15 protein-coding genes are annotated in these 25,492 nt (G+C 37.4%); all 15 read left to right on the top strand.

From position 1 onward, the window contains the following. The first annotated feature begins 69 nt into the window (after positions 1 to 69). The 15 genes from DWZ63_RS11545 (at position 70) to aspS (ending at position 25,227) form a co-directional block, all read left to right on the top strand. A complete protein-coding gene (locus DWZ63_RS11545) occupies positions 70 to 1,584 on the top strand; it encodes a sugar ABC transporter ATP-binding protein (protein WP_055944127.1) in 1,515 nt (504 codons plus the stop codon). Next, entirely contained in the window at positions 1,577 to 2,662 is a 1,086-nt protein-coding gene (locus DWZ63_RS11540) for an ABC transporter permease (protein ID WP_055944124.1), read from the top strand. Before DWZ63_RS11545 ends, DWZ63_RS11540 begins: the two co-directional genes overlap by 8 nt. Then, positions 2,659 to 3,678: a sugar ABC transporter permease YjfF gene (locus DWZ63_RS11535; protein WP_118499973.1), complete on the top strand. Its 1,020-nt coding sequence runs from the start codon at positions 2,659 to 2,661 to the stop codon at positions 3,676 to 3,678. The genes DWZ63_RS11540 and DWZ63_RS11535 overlap by 4 nt, the downstream gene beginning before the upstream one ends. Before the next feature lie 236 nt (positions 3,679 to 3,914). Then, positions 3,915 to 5,408: an L-arabinose isomerase gene (gene araA, locus DWZ63_RS11530; protein ID WP_118499972.1), complete on the top strand. Its 1,494-nt coding sequence runs from the start codon at positions 3,915 to 3,917 to the stop codon at positions 5,406 to 5,408. Between the two features lie 176 nt (positions 5,409 to 5,584). After that, positions 5,585 to 7,180 (top strand): FGGY-family carbohydrate kinase, encoded by a 1,596-nt coding sequence (locus DWZ63_RS11525; protein ID WP_055944118.1) that lies wholly within the window; start codon positions 5,585 to 5,587, stop codon positions 7,178 to 7,180. A gap of 368 nt (positions 7,181 to 7,548) precedes the next feature. Then, positions 7,549 to 8,355, top strand: coding sequence for a Cof-type HAD-IIB family hydrolase (locus DWZ63_RS11520; RefSeq protein ID WP_118499971.1), 807 nt, complete (start codon positions 7,549 to 7,551; stop codon positions 8,353 to 8,355). A gap of 84 nt (positions 8,356 to 8,439) precedes the next feature. Beyond that, complete coding sequence (locus tag DWZ63_RS11515) at positions 8,440 to 11,436, top strand: hypothetical protein (RefSeq protein WP_118499970.1); 2,997 nt, start codon at positions 8,440 to 8,442, stop codon at positions 11,434 to 11,436. 277 nt (positions 11,437 to 11,713) lie between these two features. Continuing rightward, on the top strand, positions 11,714 to 12,613 hold the full coding sequence (locus tag DWZ63_RS11510) for a DegV family protein (RefSeq protein WP_118499969.1): 900 nt from the start codon (positions 11,714 to 11,716) through the stop codon (positions 12,611 to 12,613). Positions 12,614 to 12,930: 317 nt separating this feature from the next. Continuing rightward, positions 12,931 to 14,658 carry a methyl-accepting chemotaxis protein gene (locus tag DWZ63_RS11505; RefSeq protein ID WP_118499968.1) on the top strand — a complete coding sequence of 576 codons (1,728 nt, stop codon included), beginning with the start codon at positions 12,931 to 12,933 and terminating at the stop codon, positions 14,656 to 14,658. Between the two features lie 492 nt (positions 14,659 to 15,150). Beyond that, positions 15,151 to 16,512 (top strand): magnesium transporter, encoded by a 1,362-nt coding sequence (gene mgtE / locus DWZ63_RS11500; RefSeq protein WP_118499967.1) that lies wholly within the window; start codon positions 15,151 to 15,153, stop codon positions 16,510 to 16,512. 103 nt (positions 16,513 to 16,615) lie between these two features. Further along, positions 16,616 to 17,527, top strand: coding sequence for a LysR family transcriptional regulator (locus DWZ63_RS11495; RefSeq protein ID WP_022015024.1), 912 nt, complete (start codon positions 16,616 to 16,618; stop codon positions 17,525 to 17,527). Positions 17,528 to 17,881: 354 nt separating this feature from the next. After that, complete coding sequence (gene metE / locus DWZ63_RS11490) at positions 17,882 to 20,155, top strand: 5-methyltetrahydropteroyltriglutamate--homocysteine S-methyltransferase (RefSeq protein WP_118499966.1); 2,274 nt, start codon at positions 17,882 to 17,884, stop codon at positions 20,153 to 20,155. A 162-nt stretch (positions 20,156 to 20,317) separates the two neighbouring features. Further along, positions 20,318 to 22,009: an AAA family ATPase gene (locus DWZ63_RS11485; RefSeq protein WP_118499965.1), complete on the top strand. Its 1,692-nt coding sequence runs from the start codon at positions 20,318 to 20,320 to the stop codon at positions 22,007 to 22,009. Between the two features lie 7 nt (positions 22,010 to 22,016). Beyond that, entirely contained in the window at positions 22,017 to 22,616 is a 600-nt protein-coding gene (locus DWZ63_RS11480; RefSeq protein ID WP_243020605.1) for a GNAT family N-acetyltransferase, read from the top strand. A gap of 859 nt (positions 22,617 to 23,475) precedes the next feature. Beyond that, on the top strand, positions 23,476 to 25,227 hold the full coding sequence (gene aspS / locus DWZ63_RS11475; protein ID WP_118499963.1) for an aspartate--tRNA ligase: 1,752 nt from the start codon (positions 23,476 to 23,478) through the stop codon (positions 25,225 to 25,227). Positions 25,228 to 25,492: the final 265 nt, after the last annotated feature.

Here is a 25,492-nt window from a genome sequence, read left to right as displayed (position 1 = left end):
TTTTTAAGAAGATATGAATATTGAAATTTTCATATGTTCTCAAAAAAGACATGAAAGGAGACGGTGTAGATGAAGGAAAATGAAGTTTTAACCATGCGTGGCATAAACAAGACATTTCCCGGAGTAAAAGCTTTAAACGGTGTTGATTTTACACTTAGAAAAGGAGAGATACACGCCCTTATGGGTGAGAATGGTGCAGGTAAATCGACATTGATAAAGGTACTTACAGGTGTATATGACTTTGAAGCCGGTGAGATACGAGTTGACGGGATAGATGGACCTGTCGTAAATCATTCAACGCAGGAGGCACAGGAAAAAGGAATCGCAACAGTTTATCAGGAAGTAAACCTCTGTCCTAACCTTACGGTTGCAGAAAATCTTTTTATAGGAAGAGAGCCAAGAAATGCTCTTGGACTTATCCAATGGAAAAAGATGAACAAGATGGCACAGAAGATAGTAGATGATCTTAATATAGACATTGATGTTACTGTTGCTCTTGAAAATTATTCGGTTGCATTGCAACAGATGGTAGCCATTGCGAGAGCCGTGGATATGGATTCAAAGGTTCTTATTCTTGATGAGCCTACATCTTCGCTTGATGACAGCGAGGTTGAGAAGCTGTTCAAGATGATGCTTAGGTTGAAAAAAGAAGGTGTAGGAATTGTCTTTGTAACACATTTCCTTGAACAGGTTTATGCAGTATGTGACATGATAACCGTTCTGAGAAATGGTGAGCTGGTCGGAGAATATCCGGTTGCAGAGCTTCCAAGAGTAGAACTTGTTGCAAAGATGATGGGTAAGAACTTTGATGATTTAGCTTCTATTAAAGAGGCGGAGAGTTCGGTACAGGATGAGATTATCATTGATGCAAAAGGACTTGGACACAAAGGAAAGATAAAACCTTTCGATCTTGTGATACACAAAGGAGAAGTTATCGGTCTTACCGGACTTTTAGGTTCAGGACGAAGCGAACTTGCCAGAGTTATCTATGGTGCCGACAAATCGCAGAGTGGTACTCTTAAAGTAAAAGGAAAAGAAGCTAAAATAAATTCACCTATAGATGCCATGAAGCTTGGCATGGGATTTTTGCCGGATGACAGAAAGGCTGAAGGTGTTATTGCAGATCTTTCAATTAGGGAAAATATGATACTTGCAGTTCAGGCAAAGCGTGGAATGTTCAGACTTCTGCCAAGATCAGAGCAGGAAAAGATTGCTGACAAATATATAAAGGAAATACAGGTTAAAACACCTAGTATGGAAGTTCCTATAAGCCAGTTGTCAGGTGGTAACCAGCAGAAAGTAATCCTCGGTAGATGGCTTGCCACAAATCCTGATTTTCTTATTCTCGATGAGCCTACAAGAGGTATTGATATAGGAACAAAAACAGAGATACAGAAACTTATAATCAAACTTGCCAAAGAAGGCAAGGCTGTAATATTTATCTCATCTGAGATTGAAGAAATGCTTAGAACATGTGATAGAATGGTCGTTTTAAGAGACGGTGTCAAAGTTGGAGAGATTGATGATGAAATGACACAGAATTCTATCATGAAAGCTATTGCGGGAGGTGACAAGGATGAGTAAGGAGAAGAACTCGTTTTGGAAAAAATGCACGGGAAGTAAATTGTTTTTTCCTGCCGTGTGTCTGCTGGTGGTGATACTTGTGAATGTTATCAAATCACCAAGTTTTTTACAGATTTCAATAAACAACGGAGTATTGTATGGAAGACTTATAGATATTGCAAACAGAGGTAGTGAGATTGCGATACTTGCAATAGGAATGACACTTACCATTGCTGTTTCAGCGGGTACTGATATATCGGTAGGTTCGGTAATGGCACTTGTTGCATCCTGCTGTTGTACATCGCTTGTAGGATATGGAGTAAACTCAGCTTCATCTGTTAAGATGCCTATCATCTTCGGTGTACTGTTTGGAATCTTTATCGGTGGTGTCTGCGGATGCTTCAACGGTTTTATGGTTTCAAATCTTAAGGTTCAGCCGATGGTAGCGACGCTTGTACTCTATACGGCTGCAAGAGCCATAGGTCTTGTTGTAAGCAACAACCAGAATACATATGTACATGTAAAACAGTATAAATATCTTGGAAACTTCTGGCATATAGGAGGCTGGGAGTGCCCGATACCTACACCTATATTTGTAGCGGTTATATGTGTTATACTTGCAACGCTTCTTCTTAAAAAGACGGCACTGGGAATGTATATACAGGCTGTTGGTATAAATCCAAAGGCTGCAAGGATTATGGGTATAAATTCAGGACTTATCATTTTCTTATGTTATGTAATATGTGGTCTTGGTGCAGGTATTGCCGGAACTGTTGCATCATCGAGAATTTATTCGGCTGACTCAAACAACATAGGTCTTAATTTTGAAATGGATGCTATCCTTGCCGTAGCACTTGGTGGTAACAGTCTTGCGGGTGGTAAATTCTCACTTGCCGGTTCTATCATCGGAGCATATACGATACAGGCACTTTCTACAACGCTTCTTGCTTTCGGTGTAAAGACTGAGCAGGCTCCTGTTATTAAAGCTATTGTTATTGTTATAATCGTTGTTATACAGGCTCCTGCAATCCAGAGTTATATGAAGAATAGAAAAGCACGCAAAGCTGGTGCTACCGGAGGGGAGGCTGTTGCGAAATGAAAAATAAATTAAAAATTGGAGGCAATAATCTTTTATTGCTCATTACGATAGTTCTTTTTATTGTTATGTACGGAATAGGTTGTGTTATATATGAAGATAAAGGTTTCGGACATTTCCAGACATTGTTAAATCTTCTTATAACAAATGCAGGTCTTATATGTGTAGCCTGCGGTATGACCTGTGTAATGCTTACCGGAGGTATCGACATTTCGGTAGGTTCACTTGTTGGACTTGACTGTATGGTAATGGCATACGGCATGACAAATCTTAAATGGAGTCCGTCTGTTGCTATAGCGGTTGTATTGATAATCGGTCTTGTGTTTGGTGCCGTTCAGGGATTTCTTATCGGTGTGCTTGGCATCCAGCCATTTATTATAACAATGGCAGGTATGTTCTTTGCAAGAGGTATGATAGCCGTTATCACAACTGATATGGTAAACATTAATAATGAAACATTTGCAAAATGGGCAGACTGGAAACTTCAGCTTCCATTTGGCGGTTACACTAACAGACACGGTGTCATGATGAACCCTTTCATCAGAATGCCTGTTATCATCGCACTGCTTGTAGTTGTCATAACATTCATAATCCTTAAATTCACAAAGTTTGGCCGTTCTCTTTACGCTGTAGGTGGAAGTGAATCATCAGCAAAACTTATGGGATTAAATGTTAAAAAGACAAAGATGAAAGCGTATATGTTATCTTCATTGCTTTGCTCTATCGGTGGAATATTATATTGTCTGAACAGTATGTGTGGATTCGTTGCACAGGCAAAATTCATGGAGATGGATGCCATCGCTTCATCAGTAATCGGTGGAACGCTTCTTACAGGTGGTGTCGGAAATGTTATCGGTACATTGTTCGGTGTACTTATCAAAGGTACTATTGATACACTTGTAAATACAAACGGAAAACTTCTTTCATCATGGTCAAGTATCGCAATATCAGCACTGCTTTGCTTCTTCATAGTTCTTCAGGCTGTATTTGCACTTGTTAAAGAGAAAAAGAAAGAGTGATGAATTTACAAACAGTAACAGAATAGTCTTTTTATAGCTGAACTGTTACTAAAAAACCATATTTTACTTGATTAAATGTTTATTTTAAGGTATTATTAGTATGGTGTTAAGAAAAAACTAAATTATTTTAGGAAAAAATATCATCTGATGTTTTTGGCAGACTTAACAGCCAGAAACATCAGATGTTGTTGCATTAAAACAAATTAAAAAATATCGAGAGGAAAAGGAGAAGTAGAATGGAAGTAAGAAATTATAAATTTTGGTTTTGTACCGGTTCACAGGATTTATATGGTGATGAGTGTCTCGCAAATGTAGCAGCTCACTCAAAACAGATTGTGGAGGCTTTAAATGCTTCAGGAAAACTTCCTTTTGAGGTTGTGTTAAAACCAACTCTTATTACAAATGAACTTATAAGAAAAACATTTAACGATGCAAATAATGACCCTGATTGTGCAGGTGTTATCACATGGATGCACACATTCTCACCTGCAAAATCATGGATATTAGGACTTCAGGAGTACAGAAAACCTTTACTTCATCTGCATACACAGTTCAATATGGAAATCCCATATGACACGATAGACATGGATTTCATGAATGAAAATCAGGCAGCACATGGTGATAGAGAGTACGGTCATATCGTATCACGCATGAAGATTGAGCGTAAGGTTGTTGTCGGACATTGGTCAGATGAGAAAGTACAGGAAAAGATTGGTTCATGGATGAGAATGGCAGTCGGTGTTGTTGAGAGCAGCCATATCAGAGTTATGCGTGTAGCTGACAACATGAGAAATGTTGCTGTTACAGAGGGTGACAAGGTAGAGGCTCAGCTTAAATTTGGCTGGGAAGTAGATGCTTATCCGGTAAATGAGATCGCAGATGCGGTAGCAGCAGTTTCAGAGTCAGATACAAATGCACTCGTCGATGAATATTATGATAAGTATGATATTCTTCTTGAGGGCAGAGATCCTGCAGAATTTAGAAAACATGTGGCAGTACAGGCTCAGATAGAAATCGGTTTTGAGAGATTTTTAAAAGAAAAAAATTATCAGGCAATCGTAACACATTTTGGAGACCTCGGTGCACTTAAGCAGCTTCCGGGACTTGCTATCCAGAGACTTATGGAAAAAGGTTACGGATTTGGAGCAGAGGGTGACTGGAAAGTTGCAGCAATGGTTCGCCTTATGAAAGTCATGACAGCAGGCATGAAAGATGCAAAAGGAACATCGATGCTTGAAGATTATACATATAATCTCGTACCGGGTAAAGAGGGAATACTTGAAGCTCATATGCTTGAGATTTGTCCGTCAATCTCAGAGGGTCCTATCCAGATTAAGTGCCAGCCTCTTTCAATGGGCGACAGAGAAGATCCGGCAAGACTTGTATTTACATCGAAGAACGGTCACGGTATCGCAACATCACTTATCGACCTCGGAAACCGTTTCAGACTTATCATAAACGATGTAGAGTGCAAGCAGACAGAGAAGCCTATGCCTAAGCTTCCTACTGCAACAAACTTCTGGACACCTGAACCGGACCTTTATACAGGAGCAGAAGCATGGATACTTGCAGGTGGTGCACATCACACGGCATTTACATATGACCTTACTGCTGAGCAGATGTGTGACTGGGCAGCAATGATGGGAATAGAAGCAGTCGTTATAAATAAAGATACAAATATCAGAGATTTCAAGAGAGATCTTATGCTCGGTGATATTGTTTACCGTTAGAGAGCAGATAGTGTGAAATATATTATAATACACGCTATGCACATAAAATGTGTGCAGAAGTAAAAATAATGTGCTGCAGTACAAAAAAAGCAATACGCAGCATCAGTAGGTAAATACCATATAAATTATGACAAACAGACAAATAAAACATCATAAAAGCAGGAGGAGAAAAGTTAATGAAAGATATAATTGAAAGTGGAAAGACAGCTCTTGGTATTGAGTTTGGTTCAACAAAGATAAAGGCAGTTCTTATCGACGAAAACAACAATCTCATTGCTACAAGCGGACACAAATGGGAAAACAAATATGAGAACGGTGTATGGACATACAGCCTTGATGACATCTGGTCAGGACTTCAGGACTGCTACAGCAAACTTGCCGCAACAGTTAAAGAAAAATATGACGCAGAGATAACAAAAATCGGTGCTATGGGATTTAGTGCAATGATGCACGGATATATGGCATTTGATAAAGATGATACTCTTTTAGTACCATTTAGAACATGGAGAAATACTATCACTTCTGAAGCTAGTGACAAGCTTACTGAGGTATTTGATTTCAATATTCCACAGAGATGGAGTATTGCACATCTTTATCAGGCAGTCTTAAATAAAGAAGCTCATGTTAAAGATGTAAATTTCTTTACAACGCTGGCAGGATATATCCACTGGCAGCTTACAGGAAAGAAAGTCCTCGGTGTAGGTGATGCATCAGGAATGTTCCCTATCGACAGCACAACAGGTGATTATGACGAGAAGATGCTTGGTCAGTTTGATGAACTTGTTGCTCCGGAAGGATTTGCATGGAAAATTAAAGATATTCTTCCGGGTGTTCTCTCAGCCGGTGAAGATGCAGGTGTCCTTACGGAAGAGGGAGCAAAGAAACTTGATGTTTCAGGAAAACTTCAGGCTGGTACAAGAGTTTGCCCTCCGGAAGGTGATGCCGGAACAGGAATGGTGGCAACAAATAGTATTGAGGTAAGAACAGGTAATGTTTCAGCAGGAACATCAGTATTTGCAATGATAGTTCTTGAAAACAGACTTAAAAAAGCTTACAGACAGATTGATATGGTTACAACTCCTGTAGGAGATGCAGTAGCAATGGTACATTGTAACAACTGTACATCAGAGATAAACGCATGGGTTGACCTCTTTAGCGAGTATTCAAAACTCATGGGAATAGAAGTAGCTCCTGAGGAAATCTTTGATAAGTTATTTAAACAGGCATTACTTGCAGAAAAAGACGGCGGTGGAATCGTTGCTTATAACTACTTCTCAGGTGAGCATGTAACAGGATTTGAAGAAGGTCGTCCGTTACTCGTAAGAGAGACAAATGCAAAATTCAATCTTCCAAACCTTATGAGAGTTCAGCTCTACACGGCACTCGGTGCATTAAAGACAGGTCTTGACATTCTCTTTAAAGAGGAAAAAGTTGAGGTTGACTCCATCTTTGGTCATGGCGGATACTTTACTATAAAAGGTGTAGGTCAGAAAATTCTTGCAGGTGCCATCAACACTCCTGTATCTGTAATGGAGACAGCAGGCGAAGGTGGAGCATGGGGAATTGCAATTCTTGCATCATATATGGTAAACAAGAAAGACGGACAGTCACTTCAGGATTATTTAAGCAATGAAGTATTTGCAAACCAGCACGGTGAGGTTGTAGAACCTGACCCTGAGGATGTAAAAGGATTTGATGAATTTATCGAGAAATATACAAAGTGTCTTGCAATCGAGAGGGCAGCAGTAGAAAATCTCGAAAATACAAGATAGCAAAACCTTATAAAATATAATCTTAAATTTACTAACAGGCATGGCGGCAGATGTCAGGTTTGTGAGTGAATAGTGATAAGAGCTGTATATTGATATTAAAGTCGTGATATTATATTATAATATTGGACAGTTTGATATTGATATTGCAGCTCTTATTTTTGTGAGCTGGTATGTACTCTCGGTTTCTCCTCAAAACGAGTAATTTCGGCTGGACTTTTGATATACTGTTTCCATTTTCTCATTGTAATACCGTGTACGCATACATACTTTGTATGTATTGCGAAAATGTCATTGTATATCAAAAATCCGTCTCGAAATTCTTCGTTCAGAAGATTTAGAGAGCACATTGTTAAAAAACGGAGGATAAAATGAAAGTTATAGTTATGGATATGGACGGGACACTTTTAAATGATGATAAGAAAGTGACCGAATATACAAAAAATGTTTTGCGTGATATGAAAAAGAGAGGTATGCGTATCGGGATTGCGTCGGGCCGGCCGATAATAGGTGTAAAGAGAACAGTTGAAAACCTCGGTATCTCTGACATAATTCAGTTTATGATCGCATCAAACGGTGCAGAACTTTTTGATGTGGGGGACAAAGAGAAAAAGGACTTTTATAAACTTGATGTTGATACGATATTTGAGATAATCGATGAGTATGAGCAGTTTGACTTAAATCCGTATGTGTATCAGGGGGAGGACTGTTATGCGGCAAGAAATGACTCGACAATAGAGAGAGCCGCAAGAAACAATCATCTTGGCATACATTTATGTGATATGAAAAAAGAAGTTACGACACCTCAGAGTAAATTAGTGTTAAGCACTCCACCTGAAAAAATGGAGTCAGTTGAAAAGTTTTATGAGGAGCATAAATCTGAAAAATACCGTGCATTTAAATCGCAGGCTGATATGTTTGAATTTGTCCACCCTAAGCTGTCAAAAGTTTACGGTATCAGATATTATTGTGAAAAATACGGATATGATATATCACAGGTTGTGGCTTTTGGTGATACAACAAATGACCTTGAAATGGTGAGAGATTGTGGAACCGGTGTGTGTATGTGCAATGGAACAGATGATGTAAAAGCAGTTGCGGATATTATCACAACAGACAGCAATGACGAGGACGGGCTTGCAAAGACACTTAAGGAAATAATAAATAATGTTAATTAGATGTAAAGGAATTTGAGAAAAAAACCGAAATTTTAAATAGTATAAATATATAGATTGCAGGATGGAAGAGAAAGGGGTATAGATATGGTTTACATTAAAGCAAATAATGAGATAATAAAGGTTTATCAGAGCGTGATAACATCTAAGAAAGAGCGTGTGGAGTGGAATGGTGATATTGTAATAAGAAAAAATGCGATGATACTTGTCGGCAGACTTCGTTCTATGTATTTTGAACTCAGCTCAAGGAGGGTTTATTCAGATATTGAGGAATTTTCTCTTGACTCTGCCAAAGCATTTGAGATAAAAGATAATATACTTCTCACAAACATAATAAATATGATGTTATATCCTTTCGTAAAATGGGGAGCAATAAAGGGAATTAATGTTGAGAAGGACTATATGGTGCTCGCTGCTTTGTTTTCGCAGATTTTTAAGGAGATAGATGTTCAAACATATTTTACTAAGACGAGCATGAAATTTTTCAACGACGAAATTCAGATTACTTTTGAAGATGCGATGGAAAAATGTATTGAACATATTGAAGAACAGCGTGAAGATAGAGAGTTTTTGGAAAAGTTAGAAGGAAGTATTGAAGATAAAGACACGGGGAAAAATATTTTGCAAGATGACGGAGGTTCAGAAATATATAAGGGGTATACGAAGGATGGGCGTATAGTTAATATAAATCCGGAAAGAGGTATAAGGACAAAAGCAGGTCTTTGGCACAGTATTAGATGGATTATCGGAAGTTACGATTTTAAAAAGGAAAAATTTGATGAAGAATATGCAAATTCGCACAGGATAGGAAATAATTTTTACATGGTTCCATATAAGTGTCCGAAATGTGGGGAATTTCTTCATATGGTTGTTTTCCCTAGCGGAAAAGAGTATGTTATAGATACTGAAGAGGGAAAGGTCTATATTGCGAGAGCATATACCTGTGATAATTGCAAAACATTTTATACGCCAAGCCCGGACAGACTTCTTAAAGAGGGGGATATATACATACTTGATTTTGATAACGATGAGTATGCGGCGAGAGATTATGCACTGCTTTTAGGAAGAAAAGGTGCAAAGACGGCAAATTGCCACTTCAATGTGTATCAATCTGATTATAAAAGGGAGCTTTCCAGGGGTGAGAAAAGACTTAGTGAGGTATGCCAAGATATTGAACATCTCGCTAATTATGAACTTGAGACGCTAATCACAAAGATGGATGAGGGGTTCTTTTCTGACTATGAGAAAGAGAAATTTTATGCGACAATAGAGCAGGAACTTGAATATCGTGAGAAGATAAGAAAAAAGAAAATTAACGAGATTAGGAAAGAAGCAGAAGAAAGAAGAAAACTGGAAGCGAGTTTACGAGCCAAAGAGGCAGGAAATAATAAATATGATGGAGATGACAATATTAGTGATAATATTAAAGATGTGTTACAGGTTTACCAAAACATCAGTGAATATTACAATTTTTTGGAGGCGGCAGTAAACGAACAGGAGGAGAAAAATAAAGTATCCGAAAGAGATTATGGAGTCGAATATAATACAAATAGTGGTTTAAATTTAGAAGACGGATTACAGAAAAATAAGGCAGAATCAGACAATAAAAAAGATGGAAGTAATTTAGGCAAAAGCGATATAGCCGGCGAAAATATTACTGCGGGAGATGGTTGTTACGATGAGAATATAAGTGATGGCACAAAAAAAGACATATTAAACGGCGGTTTGGAAAATAGTATTGAAAGTGGAGAGGACAGGGTAGTTTCTAATAGTGACGGAGAAAAAGCTAATTATGCTGCAAATTCAGAAAACGGTATTGAAAAAGAAAAAGCAGGGGATAATACCGGAACTGTAGAACAAAGATTTAATGAGGGTGGCACTGACAAGGTGATAAGGTGCCCGTCACTCTATGATGTGCTTATAGATATGGGCAGGACGGCAAAATATTCAGAGATAATTGAGTATATAAAAAAGGTTAAAAGGTCAGAAGGTGAGGAGCAGAAAAAACTTCATTGTTTGGATGTACTTACAAAAATGTGTAAAACGGCGGCAAAAAAAGAGGTAGAGTATATAGTATCTCATCTTCCGGAAAATATAAACTTTGACAGATATAAAAGAACAAAAGAAAAACTGATGACTTACATGGAGATAGATGTTAGTCCGTATATCAAGATTGTTGATACAAAGCGTGATAAAGTTGAGTTTGATGAATTAAATAAGCTTGTAGAGGGTGTTGACAGAAATAACAGAAATGAATTGCTCGATGTGATGGAAAAGATAAAGAACGGAGAGTATGAGAAACGAAATTCGGACAGATTTGTCGAGGGACTGAGAAAGCGTGTATATGCTATGGATGAGGCAAAACTCAGAGGTATATGTCCAAATCCTGAGTACATAACATTTGACGAGGGACTCAAGGCGATAAAAGAGATAGAGGAGGGAATTTTTCTGCCTGAACTTAAATCAAATATGCTGCAGCTTATAGACAAGAAACTTACAGCATTAAAGACGGAGGAATGTGAACTTCTTGTAAGAAAACTGAAGCGTGAACTTGACGGAAAAATATCCAATACATCAAAAATTCATTTTTATGATATAAGAAAAATGAGAGATGGAGAAAGTAATGACAAAGAATCTTCATTTGTTAAAGTTGCAATAAATACATACGCATATGCGGCAGAAAAATATGAGTATCCCATCATAATATGTGATTCTTCGCTGTTTGGCAGTGGAAAAGAGGGCTTTATAGTCACACCTGATCATATATTCTACAAGGGTTTTATAAAATCAGGCTCAGTAGATGTAAAAAAAATAAACGGCATATTTTCTCAAAAAAATGGACTTGTGATGCTACATATGGAGAAAGGCTGTATAAAGATACCGTGTACTCTCAGTAAAAATGATGAAAAAAATCTGGCGGAAGTGCTGACATCATTTGTTGATTATCTTAAATTAAAGCCGGAGTCAAGAAGTATTAAGTATATGTCAAAACAGGAACACAAGGTAAAGTGCTGCTATCGCTGTGGTCATGTATTTAGGGACGGAAATATTTGTCCAAAATGCGGCAGCAGCTTTAACAGCTAGTGTACTTACCTGCCGGCTTAAAGCTAAATAACATAGGGTAAGTTTTCAGTCAGCAGGACGGGAAATGAGTTGTATCGGTAAATAGGTAAAAAAGCCTGCAATCGGTTGACAATCGTCATGAATATGGTACAATGTAGTAATGAAAACTACATAAGATAGAGGTTGGCACAAAGATATTTAGAAATAGAAAATACTGACCGGTATCATAGAAAGATATATTTGTTACTGTTTGAGTCTGAAATTAAACAGCAGCAGATTAAAAGACGGAGGATTTGCCATGGATTATCAGTTAATCAGCGACAGCTCATGTGATCTTGAGCAGAGTTTAAGAGAAAAATATGACATAGAGGTAGTACCTTTTTATATATCATTTGATGAGGAAAATTATCAGAAAGAAGTTGAGGAGATAGCGATAGATGATGTTTACAGGAAAATGGTGGATTTCCCTAAGCAGTATCCTAAAACATCACTTCCTTCGGTTCAGAATTATGTGGATGCATTTACTCCTCATGCAAGGGAGGGCAGAGCGGTTATCTGTATATGTATTACTACTTCATTAAGCGGCTCGTACAATTCAGCTTGCAATGCAAAAGAGATTGTCTGCGAAGAGTATCCTGAGGCAAAGATAACCGTTATCAATTCACTTGGGGCAACCGTACTTCAGGGACTTTATGTAATTCAGGCAGCAAAACTGAAACAGTCCGGAGCTTCTTATGATGAAGCAGTAGAGAAACTTACATCAAAGGAGTATCTTTCAACAGGACGGATATTCTTTACTGTGGGAAATACAGATTATCTTAAACATGGTGGAAGAATAGGAAAAGTGGCAAGCGTTGCTTCGAGTGCACTTAACTTAAAACCGATAATAACGCTTAAAGACGGCTCGATAGATGCATCAGGAATTGCCAGAAGCCGTAAAAAATCAATAGCAAAAACTTATGAGCTGTTAAAAAATTATTTTGCTGAAAATGGTGAAGATCCTAATAACTATGTTTATAGGGTGGGATATGGATATGACAGAGAGGAAGGACTTGAATATAAAAAAGAGTTTGACGAGGTTATGCGAGGGCTTGGCTATAAAGGAGAAACAGATATCGCCCACATAGGAGCTACGATATGTGTACACACAGGCCCTTATGCGATAGGTGCGGGGCTTATAAAGAAGATCCGGTTATAATATTTTTTTGCGTTATTAACAGATATATCAGTATATAGTGCAGTGACTTGAATACCTTGTAAATTTTCTTCTGCTAAATTGATTTTTAATCAATTTTATAGTCATATGCTGTAAATTAACGGTATTCGGGAGATTAGCAGGATTGATATTTTTGTTCTGTGTGGTATAATAAAAATATCAAAAAAGCTGTTACTTAAGTGTTAAGGAAACAACTTAAGTAACAGCTTTTTCCTACACAGAAAAATACTCGTATAGTAGCACGGGCGTTGCACTTTTTATGATTAAAGAGCAAAATAAAATACAAGGAGTGAATATTTATGGAAGAAAAAAACAGTCAGAACACAAATGAAATTAATGAAAAACAGAGCGTAAAGTACAGATTAAAGAAAAATGTAACTTACGCAACTAACCTAACAAGCATTGCAGCGATTGTTGCAATAATTGCTTTACTGATAGTAGGTACACAGTATAGCAATGCATTACAAAGTTATGGTTTTATACAGGGTGATATAGGAAAAGCCCTGACGGTACTTGCAGGTTCACAAAGCTCGGTAAGGGCAACTATCGGTTATCTGGATGAGAGTGCTATTAAAGATCAGCAGGATATGTATAAGCAGAGAAAAGAAAAATTTGATACATACTTTAAATCAATCGAGAGTAATCTTCACACAAATAAGGAAAAAAGTCTGTATGAGTCAGCGTCATCTCTTTCACAGGAGTATTGGACATTGGCAGATAAGATAGTTTCAGAGGGTGCTACGACGGATTCAAAGCTTTCAGCAGATGCACAGAAGCGTGAAATAAATGAACTTTCACCTAAGTATGATGAGATATACAAAGAAATGGTATCTCTCATGGATCATGAGGTTACACAGGGAAACAGCACAAAGGTAATGCTTACTTTTCTTGAGATAGCTTCAGTGGTTATTGTTATCATCGTTATGGTAGTTGCAAGAATCCAGTCAACAAGAAGAAGCGAAAAGTTTGCCGAGGGTATGCAGGTAATTCTTCGTTCAACATCTGAGCGTCTTACAAAGCTTACTGAAGGAGATTTTGATTCACCATTTCCAAAGAGTGATTATGATGATGAATTTAATCAGATGATAAATGATTCTGAAGGAATGTCAGAAGACCTTAAAAAGATAATAAAAGATATAGAAAATATTCTTGGAAGTATGTCAAGAGGAAACTTTATGGTTCAGTCAGGATGCAGAGAGCTTTATCAGGGAACATTTAATGATATCCTTGTAGCCATGAGAGATCTTCGTGACCAGATGATAGATACACTTCAAAATGTTGATGATGCATCAATACAGGTATCAGCAGGTTCAGACAACCTTGCACAGTCGGCACAGGCACTTGCAGAAGGTGCTACAGATCAGGCAGGAGCAGTTGAGGAGCTTACATCAACTATTGCCAATATCACAGCAAGTGCAGAGCAGAGTTCAAAGAATCTTGATGAGTCACATCAGCAGGCAAAGGAATATGCAAGACAGGCAGATGAAGGTCGTCAGCAGATGAAAGACCTTGCAGTTGCAATGAAACGCATCACAGATACATCAAAACAGATTGAAAATATTACAGCACAGATAGAGGATATTGCATCACAGACAAACCTTCTTTCATTGAATGCATCTATTGAAGCTGCAAGAGCAGGTGAGGCAGGTAAAGGTTTTGCAGTAGTGGCTGATGAGATAAGAACACTTGCAGAGCAGAGTGCGGCATCAGCGGTAAGTACGCGTGAGCTTATTGAGGGAGCATTGAAAGAAATTGATGAAGGTAATACAGCAAGCAAAAATGCAGAAGAGACACTTAAGATTGTTATAGATGGTATCGAGAGTATAGCAGAAACTTCAAAGCAGCTTAGTGAGGATTCTAAAATGCAGGCAGAAGCTATGGAACAGGCAGAGCTTGGTGTAAACCAGATATCAGAAGTTGTTCAGTCAAACTCAGCGGCAGCAGAGGAAACATCAGCAACAAGCGAGGAGCTTTCTGCACAGGCTGATACATTGAAAGGACTTATCGGTAAATTTATCCTTAAATAGAATAATGCAAGCCATTGTAATATACGGCAGGTTTTAATTAAAAATTAAATAACAGATAAAAGCAGGACTTGTGTTTCGATATAAATTTTATGTTTATGATAAGATTATAAATATATGATTTTAAATAGCGGATACAAGTTCTGTTTTTGTATAATAATTTACATATACATAAATGTAAAATTATTGTAAAAAATGTCTTTTTTGAAATAAAAGGGTTGCAAAAATAATTTTATGGTGTTATAGTGTGTTGGAAAATTTGAGAAAAATGATTTTAAGAAAATATATGGAGGTGAGTTTCATGGACAGTAATGACAGTTTTGGACGAAGTAGTAACAACAGTGTTTTATATCGTGAACAAGTGGCATGGCTGTTACATGAAAAATTCAGCCATGTTTATAAATGATGCATTTAATATTATTATTAAAATAGTCTGTTCCGTTAAAAGCACTGTTTAGAGGTGCTTTTTTTGTATAGCAAACGGAGGTAACAGACATGAAAAGAAGATATTCAGATATAATAAAACTTATAAGAGATCACAAAAATGACAATGATATTTTAGAATTATTGTCAAATTACCATGAAAATGATATAGCAGATATAATATCATTGCTTACAACAGAGGAACGAAAGAAAATATATAAGCTGTTCGGATTTCAGAAGGTTGCTGAAGTATTTGCGTATTTTGAAGAACCGGAAAAGTATCTGGATGAAATTTCTATAGAAAATGCAGCAAGCATAATTTCTTTTATGGATTCGGATGATGCAGTCGAAATTCTTGAAAAACTTGACACAAAGAAAAAGAGTGAAGTTGTAAAAAGGCTTGATGCAGATGCTGTTGCAGATGTAAAAATGCTTCTTTCCTATGATGAGGAAGAAATCGGCAGATATATGACGACAAATTATGTTTGTATAAAGAAGGGTCTTTCCATAAGACAGGCAATGAGCGAGCTTGTCCGTCAGGCAGGTGATAACGATAATATCATGACTATATATGTTGAGGATGAGTCAGAGAGGTTTGCCGGAGCAATAGATTTAAAAGACCTTATCATAGCGAGAGAAAATGATGACCTTGAAGATATAGTTATACATTCTTATCCGTATGTGACAGACCACGAACTGCTTGATAATTGTATAGAAAATATTGTCGATTATTCGGAGGATTCTATCCCGGTATTGTCGGAGGATAAAAGGCTGCTAGGTGTAATAACATCAGAAGATATAGTAGATATTGTAGACGATGAGATGGGTGAAGATTATGCTAAGCTGGCAGGTCTTACCGCTGAGGAGGACTTAAAAGAAACAACTGTGCAGAGTATGAAAAAGAGACTGCCGTGGCTTGTTATACTTTTGTTTTTGGGTGTTTTAGTATCATCGGTCGTTGGGATGTTTGAAAGCGTGGTAGCGGTACTTCCGATAGTTATATGTTTCCAGTCACTTGTGCTTGATATGGCAGGAAATGTTGGAACACAGTCACTAGCCGTTACAATCCGTGTATTGATGGATGAAAATCTTACGGGCAGACAGAAATTGTTTTTACTTGTAAAAGAAATGAAAGTAGGACTTGTAAACGGTGGAATACTTGGCATAATGGCACTTACGCTGCTCGGTGCATACATCCATTTCTTTAAAGGATATGGCTGGATTGGAGCATTTGCAATATCAGGCTGTGTCGGAGTTTCACTTTTGGCTGCGATGGTAATATCAAGCATGGTCGGAACGGTGATTCCGATGTTCTTCCATAAAATAAAGATTGACCCGGCAGTAGCATCAGGACCACTTATCACAACGGTAAATGATCTTGTGGCAGTTGTAACTTATTATGGTCTTGCGTATATTTTTCTGATACAATTATGATATAGTGTAATAAAGAACATAATTATTGTTTATAGTTAAAGTGCGACCAATAGCAGAATAGATAAGATACCGAGAGTACCTTTAAATTGAGAGAGGGAAAAAATTGACATTACAGCAGTTAAAATATGTGACAATAGTGGCCGAGACCGGTACGATTACCGAGGCAGCAAACAGATTGTATATCTCGCAGCCAAGTCTCACAAGTGCGATACATGAACTTGAAAAAGAAATGAACATTGTTATTTTTAACAGAACTAATAAAGGCATAAATATCACAAAAGAGGGCGGGGACTTTTTGGGATATGCCAGACAGGTATTGGAGCAGGCGGCAATACTTGAGGATAAATATAAGAAAAATGCAGGCGGTAAAAAACAGTTCTGTGTATCAACCCAGCATTATTCATTTGCAGTAAATGCATTCGTAGACCTTATCAAAAAGTATGGTCAGGATGAGTATGATTTTTCATTGAGGGAGACACAGACCTATGAGATAATCGAGGATGTTGCCAAAATGAGGAGTGAGCTTGGAATTTTATTTTTAAATGATTTTAATGAAACGGTCATAAATAAGATACTGAAATCGAATGAACTTAAATTTACGCAGTTGTTTATTGCAAAGCCTCATGTATTTATAAGCAGAAAGCATCCGCTCGCAGAAAAAACGATAATAACAAATGATGAGCTTGAGATGTATCCGTATCTCTCATTTGAACAGGGTGAGCACAATTCATTTTATTTTTCAGAGGAAATCTTTTCAGCATCGGAGAGAAAGAAAAATATACGGGTAAGAGACCGGGCAACGCTTTTTAACCTGCTGATAGGACTAAACGGATATACCGTTTGCAGTGGCGTGATAGACAAGAAGCTAAATGGTAAGGATATTATAGCTGTTCCGCTTGCGGATGAGGGAGATATGCGTATCGGTTATATTATGCATAAGAAAGGGATGTTAAGCAGACTTGGGGAAACTTATCTGGAGTCGCTTGGGAAATACTTAACAATGTCAGGAAAGTAACAGAACCGATTATGACTATTGTTTGCTGTTAAAATTAAGAGCTTTATTCTATTTTGAAAATAGAGTAGGGCTTTTTTGATGCAGCTATTTGAAAAAAATATGATTATATCTATCATGTTTATATTTGTAAAATGTTATTTATATTGATATTTAAAAATTTTAGTGGAATGGAGTAAGATTTTTTTGATATAGTTTTAAACTATGGCTAACCTGTTTTTTTATGTATTATACGATTGGCGGAAATTTAATTATAATGAATTTGTTTTTGAAATAAGAAATAGTAAAAATTAGTTTTTATTAAAATTAGGAAAAGTTGAAAAGCAAAAAACATTAATACAAAAATGGAGGGTTGAGATGAAAACATCAGTTATAGGTTTCCCGAGAATCGGAACATTAAGAGAACTTAAATTTGCTTCGGAAAAATATTTTAGAAAAGAGATTAGTGAGGAGCAGCTTAAAGAAACAGCAAAAGAACTTAGAAAAACACATTGGAATATGCAGAAAAATGCAGGAATTGATTTTATTTCAAGCAATGATTTTTCGTTTTATGACACCGTGCTGGACACGACAGTATTGTTAAATATAATTCCTAAAAGATACAAAGAACTTGATTTGTCGGAAATTGATACATATTTTGCAATGGCAAGAGGTTATCAGGGAGAACACGGTGATGTTAAAGCACTTGCGATGAAAAAATGGTTTAACACAAATTATCATTATATAGTGCCTGAGACAGAGGATGACACGAAGATAAAATTGTCGGGTGACAAACTTTGGAATGAGTATGCAGAGGCAGATGAAATTGGCATCAAAACAAAGCCGATGCTCACAGGTGCGTACACAATGTTAAAACTTTGCAGATATACGGGAAATAAATCTGAAAAAGATTATGTAGGTGACATCATAGCGGCATATAAAGAACTGTTACAGATTTGCGGTAAAAAGCAGATAGCATGGGTACAGTTTGACGAGCCGGCACTTGTACTTGATATGAATGATAGTGACAAGGCATTATTCCATCAGATTTATGATGAACTGCTTGCAGTTGATACAGATACGAAAGTTTTATTGCAAACTTATTTTGGGGATATTCGTGATATTTATGAGGAAGTCATAAAGATGCCGTTTGCGGGAATAGGTCTTGATTTCATTGAGGGAAAGCAGACTTGTGACCTTGTTTCTAAATACGGTTTTCCAAAAGATAAGGTACTTTTTGCCGGAGTTGTAAACGGCAAGAATATCTGGAAAAATCATTATGATAAGACATTAAAAGTGTTAAGTGGGCTGAGAGAAAAGGGCATCGATACGATAATATCAACTTCATGTTCACTTCTTCATGTGCCATATACATTGGAAAATGAAGAAAAACTTTCAAAAGAATATACGGCTTATTTTTCATTTGCAAAGGAGAAACTTGTTGAACTTAGTGAACTTGGAAAACTTGCTGACAGTAAAAATTATGCTGAATATGAGATATTTAAGAAAAATCATAAGCTTTTCAGTGGCAGCAGGGATTGCACAAATAAAGATGTAAGAAATCGTCTTTCTAAAGTATGTGAGTCCGATTATGTAAGACTTCCAAAGAGAAGTGAGCGTCAGAAAATTCAGAAAGAAGAATTTAAACTTCCGAAGTTCCCGACAACCACGATAGGATCATTTCCTCAGACAAAAGATGTGAAAGCAAACCGTTCAGCATTTAAGAGAGGGGAAAAGACAGAGCAGGAATATGTTGATTTTAATAAGAAAAAAATTGCCGAATGTGTAAAATGGCAGGAAGAAATAGGCATTGATGTACTTGTTCACGGTGAGTATGAGCGAAATGACATGGTAGAATATTTTGGTGAGTCACTCGGCGGATTTTTGTTCACACAGAAAGCGTGGGTGCAGTCCTATGGTACAAGATGCGTGAAACCACCTATTATATGGGGAGATGTATATAGAAATAAACCTATAACAGTAGAATGGTCGGTTTATGCACAGTCACTCACAAAGAAGATTATGAAAGGTATGCTCACGGGACCTGTTACGATACTTAACTGGTCATTCCCAAGAGAAGATATTTCAATAAAAGACTCAATATCACAGATTGCATTAGCAATAAGAGATGAAGTGCTCGACCTTGAAGCAAATGGCATCAAAGTTATACAGATAGATGAAGCAGCTTTAAGAGAAAAACTTCCGCTTAGAAAAACTGACTGGTATAAGGAATATCTCGATTTTGCGATACCTGCATTCCGTCTTACCCACAGTGGTGTAAAGCCTGAAACACAGATACATACTCATATGTGTTATAGTGAGTTTACGGACATAATCCCGGCAATTGACGATATGGATGCGGATGTTATAACATTTGAGGCATCACGCTCAGACCTTTTGATACTCGACTCGCTCAGAGAAAACAATTTTGAGACGGAAGTAGGACCGGGAGTATATGACATTCATTCACCGAGAGTTCCGTCAGTTGAGGAGATAACCAATGTATTAAAGATAATGCTTACAAAAATAGACAGTGATAAACTCTGGGTAAATCCTGACTGCGGATTAAAGACAAGAGGAATGAAAGAGTCGGACGCAAGCCTTAGAAATATGGTTTGTGCGGCGAAGAAGATAAGGGAAAAAGCACAATAATTGATTGCAATGGCATAGTGTATGTGAGGTCGAAGATAAAACTAACAGAGAGTTCCGCTTGCGGAACTCTCTGCTGGTGTTTATAATAAAAGATAGTTACAGTTAAAAATCCGACGCATCGTATTGGGTGTTTGTTTTTTATTATATTGAGGGGGAAAGTTTATGCGCAAAGTAAGTATAGGAAAACAGGATTATGAATCGTTAATAAAATCAGGCTGTTTTTATGTAGACAAAACATATTTTATAAAAGAATGGTGGGAGTCACAGGATGATGTAACACTTATCACCCGTCCGAGAAGATTTGGAAAAACATTGAATATGAGTATGTTAGAATGTTTTTTCTCAAACAAATATGCAGGCAGAGGTGATTTGTTTGAGGGATTGTCGATATGGAACGATGAAAAATACAGGCAGCTTCAGGGGACATATCCGGTGATATTTATTAGTTTTGCATCTGTAAAAGAAACAAAATTAGAAAATGCAAAATATCGTATATGTAGTCTTGTTTCAGAAATATATGAGGCTAATCGTTATCTTCTTAAAGGAGATTTGCTTAGTGACAATGAGAAAGAGCAATTTGTCAATGTGAAAGCAAATATGAACTCTATAGGAGTTGTGGATGCCATAAAACTTTTAGCTGGATATATGGAAAGATACTATGGAAAAAAAGTTATCATTCTTATAGATGAATATGATACGCCTTTACAAGAAGCGTATGTTGGTGGATATTGGAATGATATGGTTGGATTTATACGAAGTTTTTTTAACTCAACTTTTAAAACAAATCCGTATCTTGACAGGGCAATAATGACAGGAATTACAAGGGTATCCAAGGAGAGTATTTTTTCAGATTTAAACAATCTTAATGTGATTACAACTACAAATGACGAATATAATACAAGTTTTGGTTTCACGGAAAATGAAGTTTTTGCGGCATTGGATGAGGCAGGTTTGTCGGAGAAAAAGGATGATGTGAAGCTGTGGTATGACGGTTTTACATTTGGAAAGCACAAGGATATATATAATCCGTGGTCGATTACAAATTATCTTGACAAGAAAGAGTTTAAGACATATTGGGCGGACACAAGTTCTAATAGTCTTGTCGGCAAACTTATTCAAAGAGGTTCACCGAAAATAAAGAAAGCCATGGAAAAACTTTTAAATGGAGAATATATAACAGTTGGAATTGATGAACAGATAGTGTTTGACCAATTAGATAACGACGAGGATGCGATATGGAGTCTTTTATTGGCAAGTGGTTATCTGAAAGTAGACAGCATGGACATTTGTGTAAGCACAGGAGAGCAGAAATATGAACTGAGTCTTACAAACTTAGAAGTCCGTGTTATGTTTCAGAAATTGATAAAAGGCTGGTTTGGAAGAACGAATGGGGCATCAGATGAATTTGTTGATGCTTTATTGAATGGTGATATAAAAGCAATGAATTATTATATGAATAAAATCGCTTTGGCGACATTTAGTTATTTTGATGTTGGAAATAAACCGTCAGAATATATCGAGCCGGAAAGATTTTACCATGGCTTTGTATTAGGGCTGATGGTCGGTCAGAGAGAGGATTATGCGATAAAATCAAACAGGGAAAGTGGATTTGGAAGATATGACATAATAATGCTGCCATGCAATATTGAGAATAAAAGATTGCCGGCAATTGTTATTGAATTTAAAGTGCATGACAGTGATGAAGAAAAAAGTCTTGCAGATACTGTTGCGGTAGCACATAAGCAGATAGAAGAAAAAAGATATGATGAAGAAATCTTAGCACTTGGTATAGAAAAAGAAAGAATAAGGCATTATGGATTTGCATTTGAGGGGAAAAAAGTGCTTATAGGGTGATGGGCATATGGAGAAAAGAAAAATGAACTCACAGATAAATATAAGAGCAGCTAAGATAGAAGATGCTGCAAGATTACTTGAGATATACAGTTATTATGTAAAAGAAACAGCAATCACTTATGAGTATGAAGTGCCGTTGCTTGATGAATTTAAACAAAGAATTTCGCACACGCTTGAAACACATCCCTATATTGTTGCTGAGTCAGATGGAGAAATCATCGGATATGCTTATGCAGGCAAGTACCATCCGAGAGCTGCATATAGCTGGGATGCGGAGACGACTATATATCTTGACAATAATTTTAGGGGAAACGGTGTTGGCAGAAAACTGTATTCATATCTTGAGGAAATCTTAAAGGCACAGGGGTTTGTAAAAGCAATCGCACTTATCACACCGCCTATGACAGAAGCGGACAACGATGTTTACAGAAGTGTGCATTTTCATGAAAATATGGGATATAAACTTTCGGGCAGACTCACATACAGTGGTTATAAATTTGGCAGGTGGTTTGATACGGTAACTATGGATAAGATGTTGTGTGAGCCACATGAAAATATGGAGTCTGTAAAAACTTTTGATGAGGTCAGGGGACAGTTTGGGATATAAGATGAAAGATAGGAAGTAACAGTTCAGCCCCAAAAAAGATAAGTCAATAATACATGAGCTTGCTCAATGTATTATTGACTTGTTTTTCGGGGCTGAACTGTTACGATAGGAAATGGTATAAACGAAAAAATCATTGACAATCCCCCAGCCACCATTATATAATCAACTTAGTTATGCAAATGCGACGACGGAGAGAAGTAGCATGATTTATCGTTCAAAGCGAGTGAAGGACGGTGAGAGCTTCGCAAAGTGAATTCATGTGAATAACACTCTATCAGCAGCGAACTGAACACAGCCTGCCGTATGCAGCAGATTGAAATCATTATCGGACATAAGTATTGTATTGATATGGTTTCATACTGTATATAAAGTTTGTCAGTAGGGGAGCCGTAAGCTGCACGACAGACAGCATAAGAGTGACTGACAAGACAGTAATTCGGGTGGTACCGCGGACAATAATATGTTCGTCCTGAACTTTTTAGTTTGGGGCGGACTTTTTTATGTTATAGGAAACTTTTCGTTTCCTATAACATAAAAAACACTCCGTGAGGATGTGCATTCCGCTCAAGTACGAAAGAGTCGCAAGCGGCTCTTTATCCCTGTCTGATTTATATACTGTCTGAACTATTTAGTTATTTGCAAAACTATTTTTTAAATTTAATCTGCCTGTACAGATACAATAAATAATGTTAGACGGCATTTTGTCGCCGTCAGCACTTAGTCAGCGTTTTTGGCTGACTTATGTACTGCTACCGGTGACAATATAGCGGGAGCGTGCCGGCGGTATTATATATTGTATCTGTACAGGCATCAAAGAGTAAAGTAAGTTTTGCAAAGACCTGTTTTTTAGGAGGTAAAAATGAACGTAGGAAACATTTATCGTGACAAAACATTAAACGACATTGGCGAGAGCAATGTCGGTGAAACATTAAGACTTGCCGGATGGGTAGAAAATATTCGTGACCACGGCGGTGTATCATTTGTTGACCTTAGGGATATGTACGGTGTTATGCAGGTTGTTATGCGTGACACAAAACTTCTCGATGGTATAAGCAAAGAGGACTGTATCTCAGTTGAGGGTGTCGTAGAGCACAGAGATGAGGAGACATACAATCCAAAGATACCTACAGGAACTATCGAGCTTGAAGCACACAAGGTAGAAGTTCTTGGCAGAGTTTACAGACAGCTTCCTTTTGAGATTATGACATCAAAAGAGACAAGAGAGGATGTTCGTCTTAAATACCGTTATCTTGACCTTAGAAATGCAAAGGTTCGTGACAATATGATTTTTAGATCAAAAGTTATAAGTTTTCTTCGTCAGAAGATGACAGACATGGGATTTTTAGAAATTCAGACACCTATCCTTTGTGCTTCATCACCTGAGGGTGCAAGAGATTATATCGTGCCATCACGCAAATTCAAAGGTAAATTTTATGCATTGCCACAGGCACCACAGCAGTACAAGCAGCTTCTTATGGTGTCAGGTTTTGACAAGTATTTCCAGATAGCACCTTGTTTCAGAGATGAGGATGCGAGAGCAGACCGTTCACCGGGAGAGTTCTACCAGCTCGATTTTGAGATGAGCTTTGCAACACAGGAAGATGTATTTAAGGTTGGTGAGGAAGTCCTCACGGCAGCATTTGAGAAATTTGCACCTGAGGGATATGAAGTTACACAGGCACCATATCCTATCATCAGCTACAAACAGGCAATGCTTGAGTTTGGTTCAGACAAGCCTGACCTTAGAAATCCGCTTCGCATTGTCGATGTTACAGATTTCTTCCAGAGATGCACATTTAAGCCGTTCCATGGAAAGACAGTCCGTGCGATAAATGTCCATGCAAAACTTTCAAAGGGACAGCATGAGAAACTTCTCAAATTTGCACAGTCTATCGGAATGGGCGGACTTGGTTATCTTGAAGTTCTTGAAGATAAGTCATATAAGGGACCTATCGACAAATTTATTCCTGATGACATGAAACAGGAAATTGCTGATATAGCAGGACTTACACCGGGAGATACAATCTTCTTTATCGCAGACAGAGAAGTACAGGCAGCTCTTTATGCAGGACAGATTCGTACAGAGCTTGGAAACAGACTTGACCTTATCGAGAAGAACAGCTACAGATTTTGCTATATAAACGACTTCCCAATGTATGAGTATGACAATGAGGAGAAGAAATATATCTTTACTCACAATCCATTCTCAATGCCACAGGGCGGACTTGAAGCATTAAACACAAAAGAGCCGTCAGAAATCCTTGCATACCAGTATGACATTGTATGTAACGGTATCGAGCTTTCATCAGGAGCAGTCCGCAACCATGACCTCGACATAATGGTTAAGGCATTTGAAATCGCAGGCTATACAGAGGAAGACTTAAAGGAAAAATTCGGAGCACTCTACAATGCATTCCAGTTTGGAGCACCACCACACGCAGGAATGGCACCGGGAGTAGACCGTATGATAATGCTTCTTCGCAACGAGGAAAACATCCGTGAGATAATACCATTCCCGATGAACGGAAATGCACAGGATCTTATGTGTGGTGCACCAAACGAAGTAAGCGAGCAGCAGCTTAGAGAAGTGCATATAAAAGTAAGACAGTAAATATGATTATGCAGTTATGCAATTTTGAGTAAAATAACTGGTTTCTAAAAAAATATTTATTACACTCTTGTTTTGTGTTGTGCAGAAGCATAGCAGCATGGAATGTGTAAAGTAAAGAAACAGAAAAAAGCCATATTGTAAATATAATTTTTATATTTGCAATGTGGCTTTTTTTGTTACTGGGATTATCTGTAAGTGTGCTATAATTTAAAAAGTAGAGAACTGTGTATGAATATTGAAAATAAAAAATGTAACACAATGGATA

Source organism: Clostridium sp. AF34-13, from assembly GCF_003477845.1.
Taxonomy (GTDB): Bacteria; Bacillota; Clostridia; order Lachnospirales; family Lachnospiraceae; genus Butyribacter; species Butyribacter intestini.
This window is presented reverse-complemented; position numbering and strand designations above follow the sequence as displayed.

Excerpts from the sequence above, each read along its gene's own strand:
- DWZ63_RS11510 (WP_118499969.1), top strand. The coding sequence starts at position 11,714 with ATGGATTATCAGTTAATCAGCGACAGCTCATGTGATCTTGAGCAGAGT.
- mgtE (WP_118499967.1), top strand. The coding sequence starts at position 15,151 with ATGAAAAGAAGATATTCAGATATAATAAAACTTATAAGAGATCACAAA.
- metE (WP_118499966.1), top strand. The coding sequence starts at position 17,882 with ATGAAAACATCAGTTATAGGTTTCCCGAGAATCGGAACATTAAGAGAA.
- aspS (WP_118499963.1), top strand. The coding sequence starts at position 23,476 with ATGAACGTAGGAAACATTTATCGTGACAAAACATTAAACGACATTGGC.
- DWZ63_RS11520 (WP_118499971.1), top strand. The coding sequence starts at position 7,549 with ATGAAAGTTATAGTTATGGATATGGACGGGACACTTTTAAATGATGAT.
- DWZ63_RS11540 (WP_055944124.1), top strand. The coding sequence starts at position 1,577 with ATGAGTAAGGAGAAGAACTCGTTTTGGAAAAAATGCACGGGAAGTAAA.
- DWZ63_RS11545 (WP_055944127.1), top strand. The coding sequence starts at position 70 with ATGAAGGAAAATGAAGTTTTAACCATGCGTGGCATAAACAAGACATTT.
- DWZ63_RS11480 (WP_243020605.1), top strand. The coding sequence starts at position 22,017 with ATGGAGAAAAGAAAAATGAACTCACAGATAAATATAAGAGCAGCTAAG.
- araA (WP_118499972.1), top strand. The coding sequence starts at position 3,915 with ATGGAAGTAAGAAATTATAAATTTTGGTTTTGTACCGGTTCACAGGAT.
- DWZ63_RS11485 (WP_118499965.1), top strand. The coding sequence starts at position 20,318 with ATGCGCAAAGTAAGTATAGGAAAACAGGATTATGAATCGTTAATAAAA.
- DWZ63_RS11525 (WP_055944118.1), top strand. The coding sequence starts at position 5,585 with ATGAAAGATATAATTGAAAGTGGAAAGACAGCTCTTGGTATTGAGTTT.
- DWZ63_RS11535 (WP_118499973.1), top strand. The coding sequence starts at position 2,659 with ATGAAAAATAAATTAAAAATTGGAGGCAATAATCTTTTATTGCTCATT.
- DWZ63_RS11505 (WP_118499968.1), top strand. The coding sequence starts at position 12,931 with ATGGAAGAAAAAAACAGTCAGAACACAAATGAAATTAATGAAAAACAG.
- DWZ63_RS11515 (WP_118499970.1), top strand. The coding sequence starts at position 8,440 with ATGGTTTACATTAAAGCAAATAATGAGATAATAAAGGTTTATCAGAGC.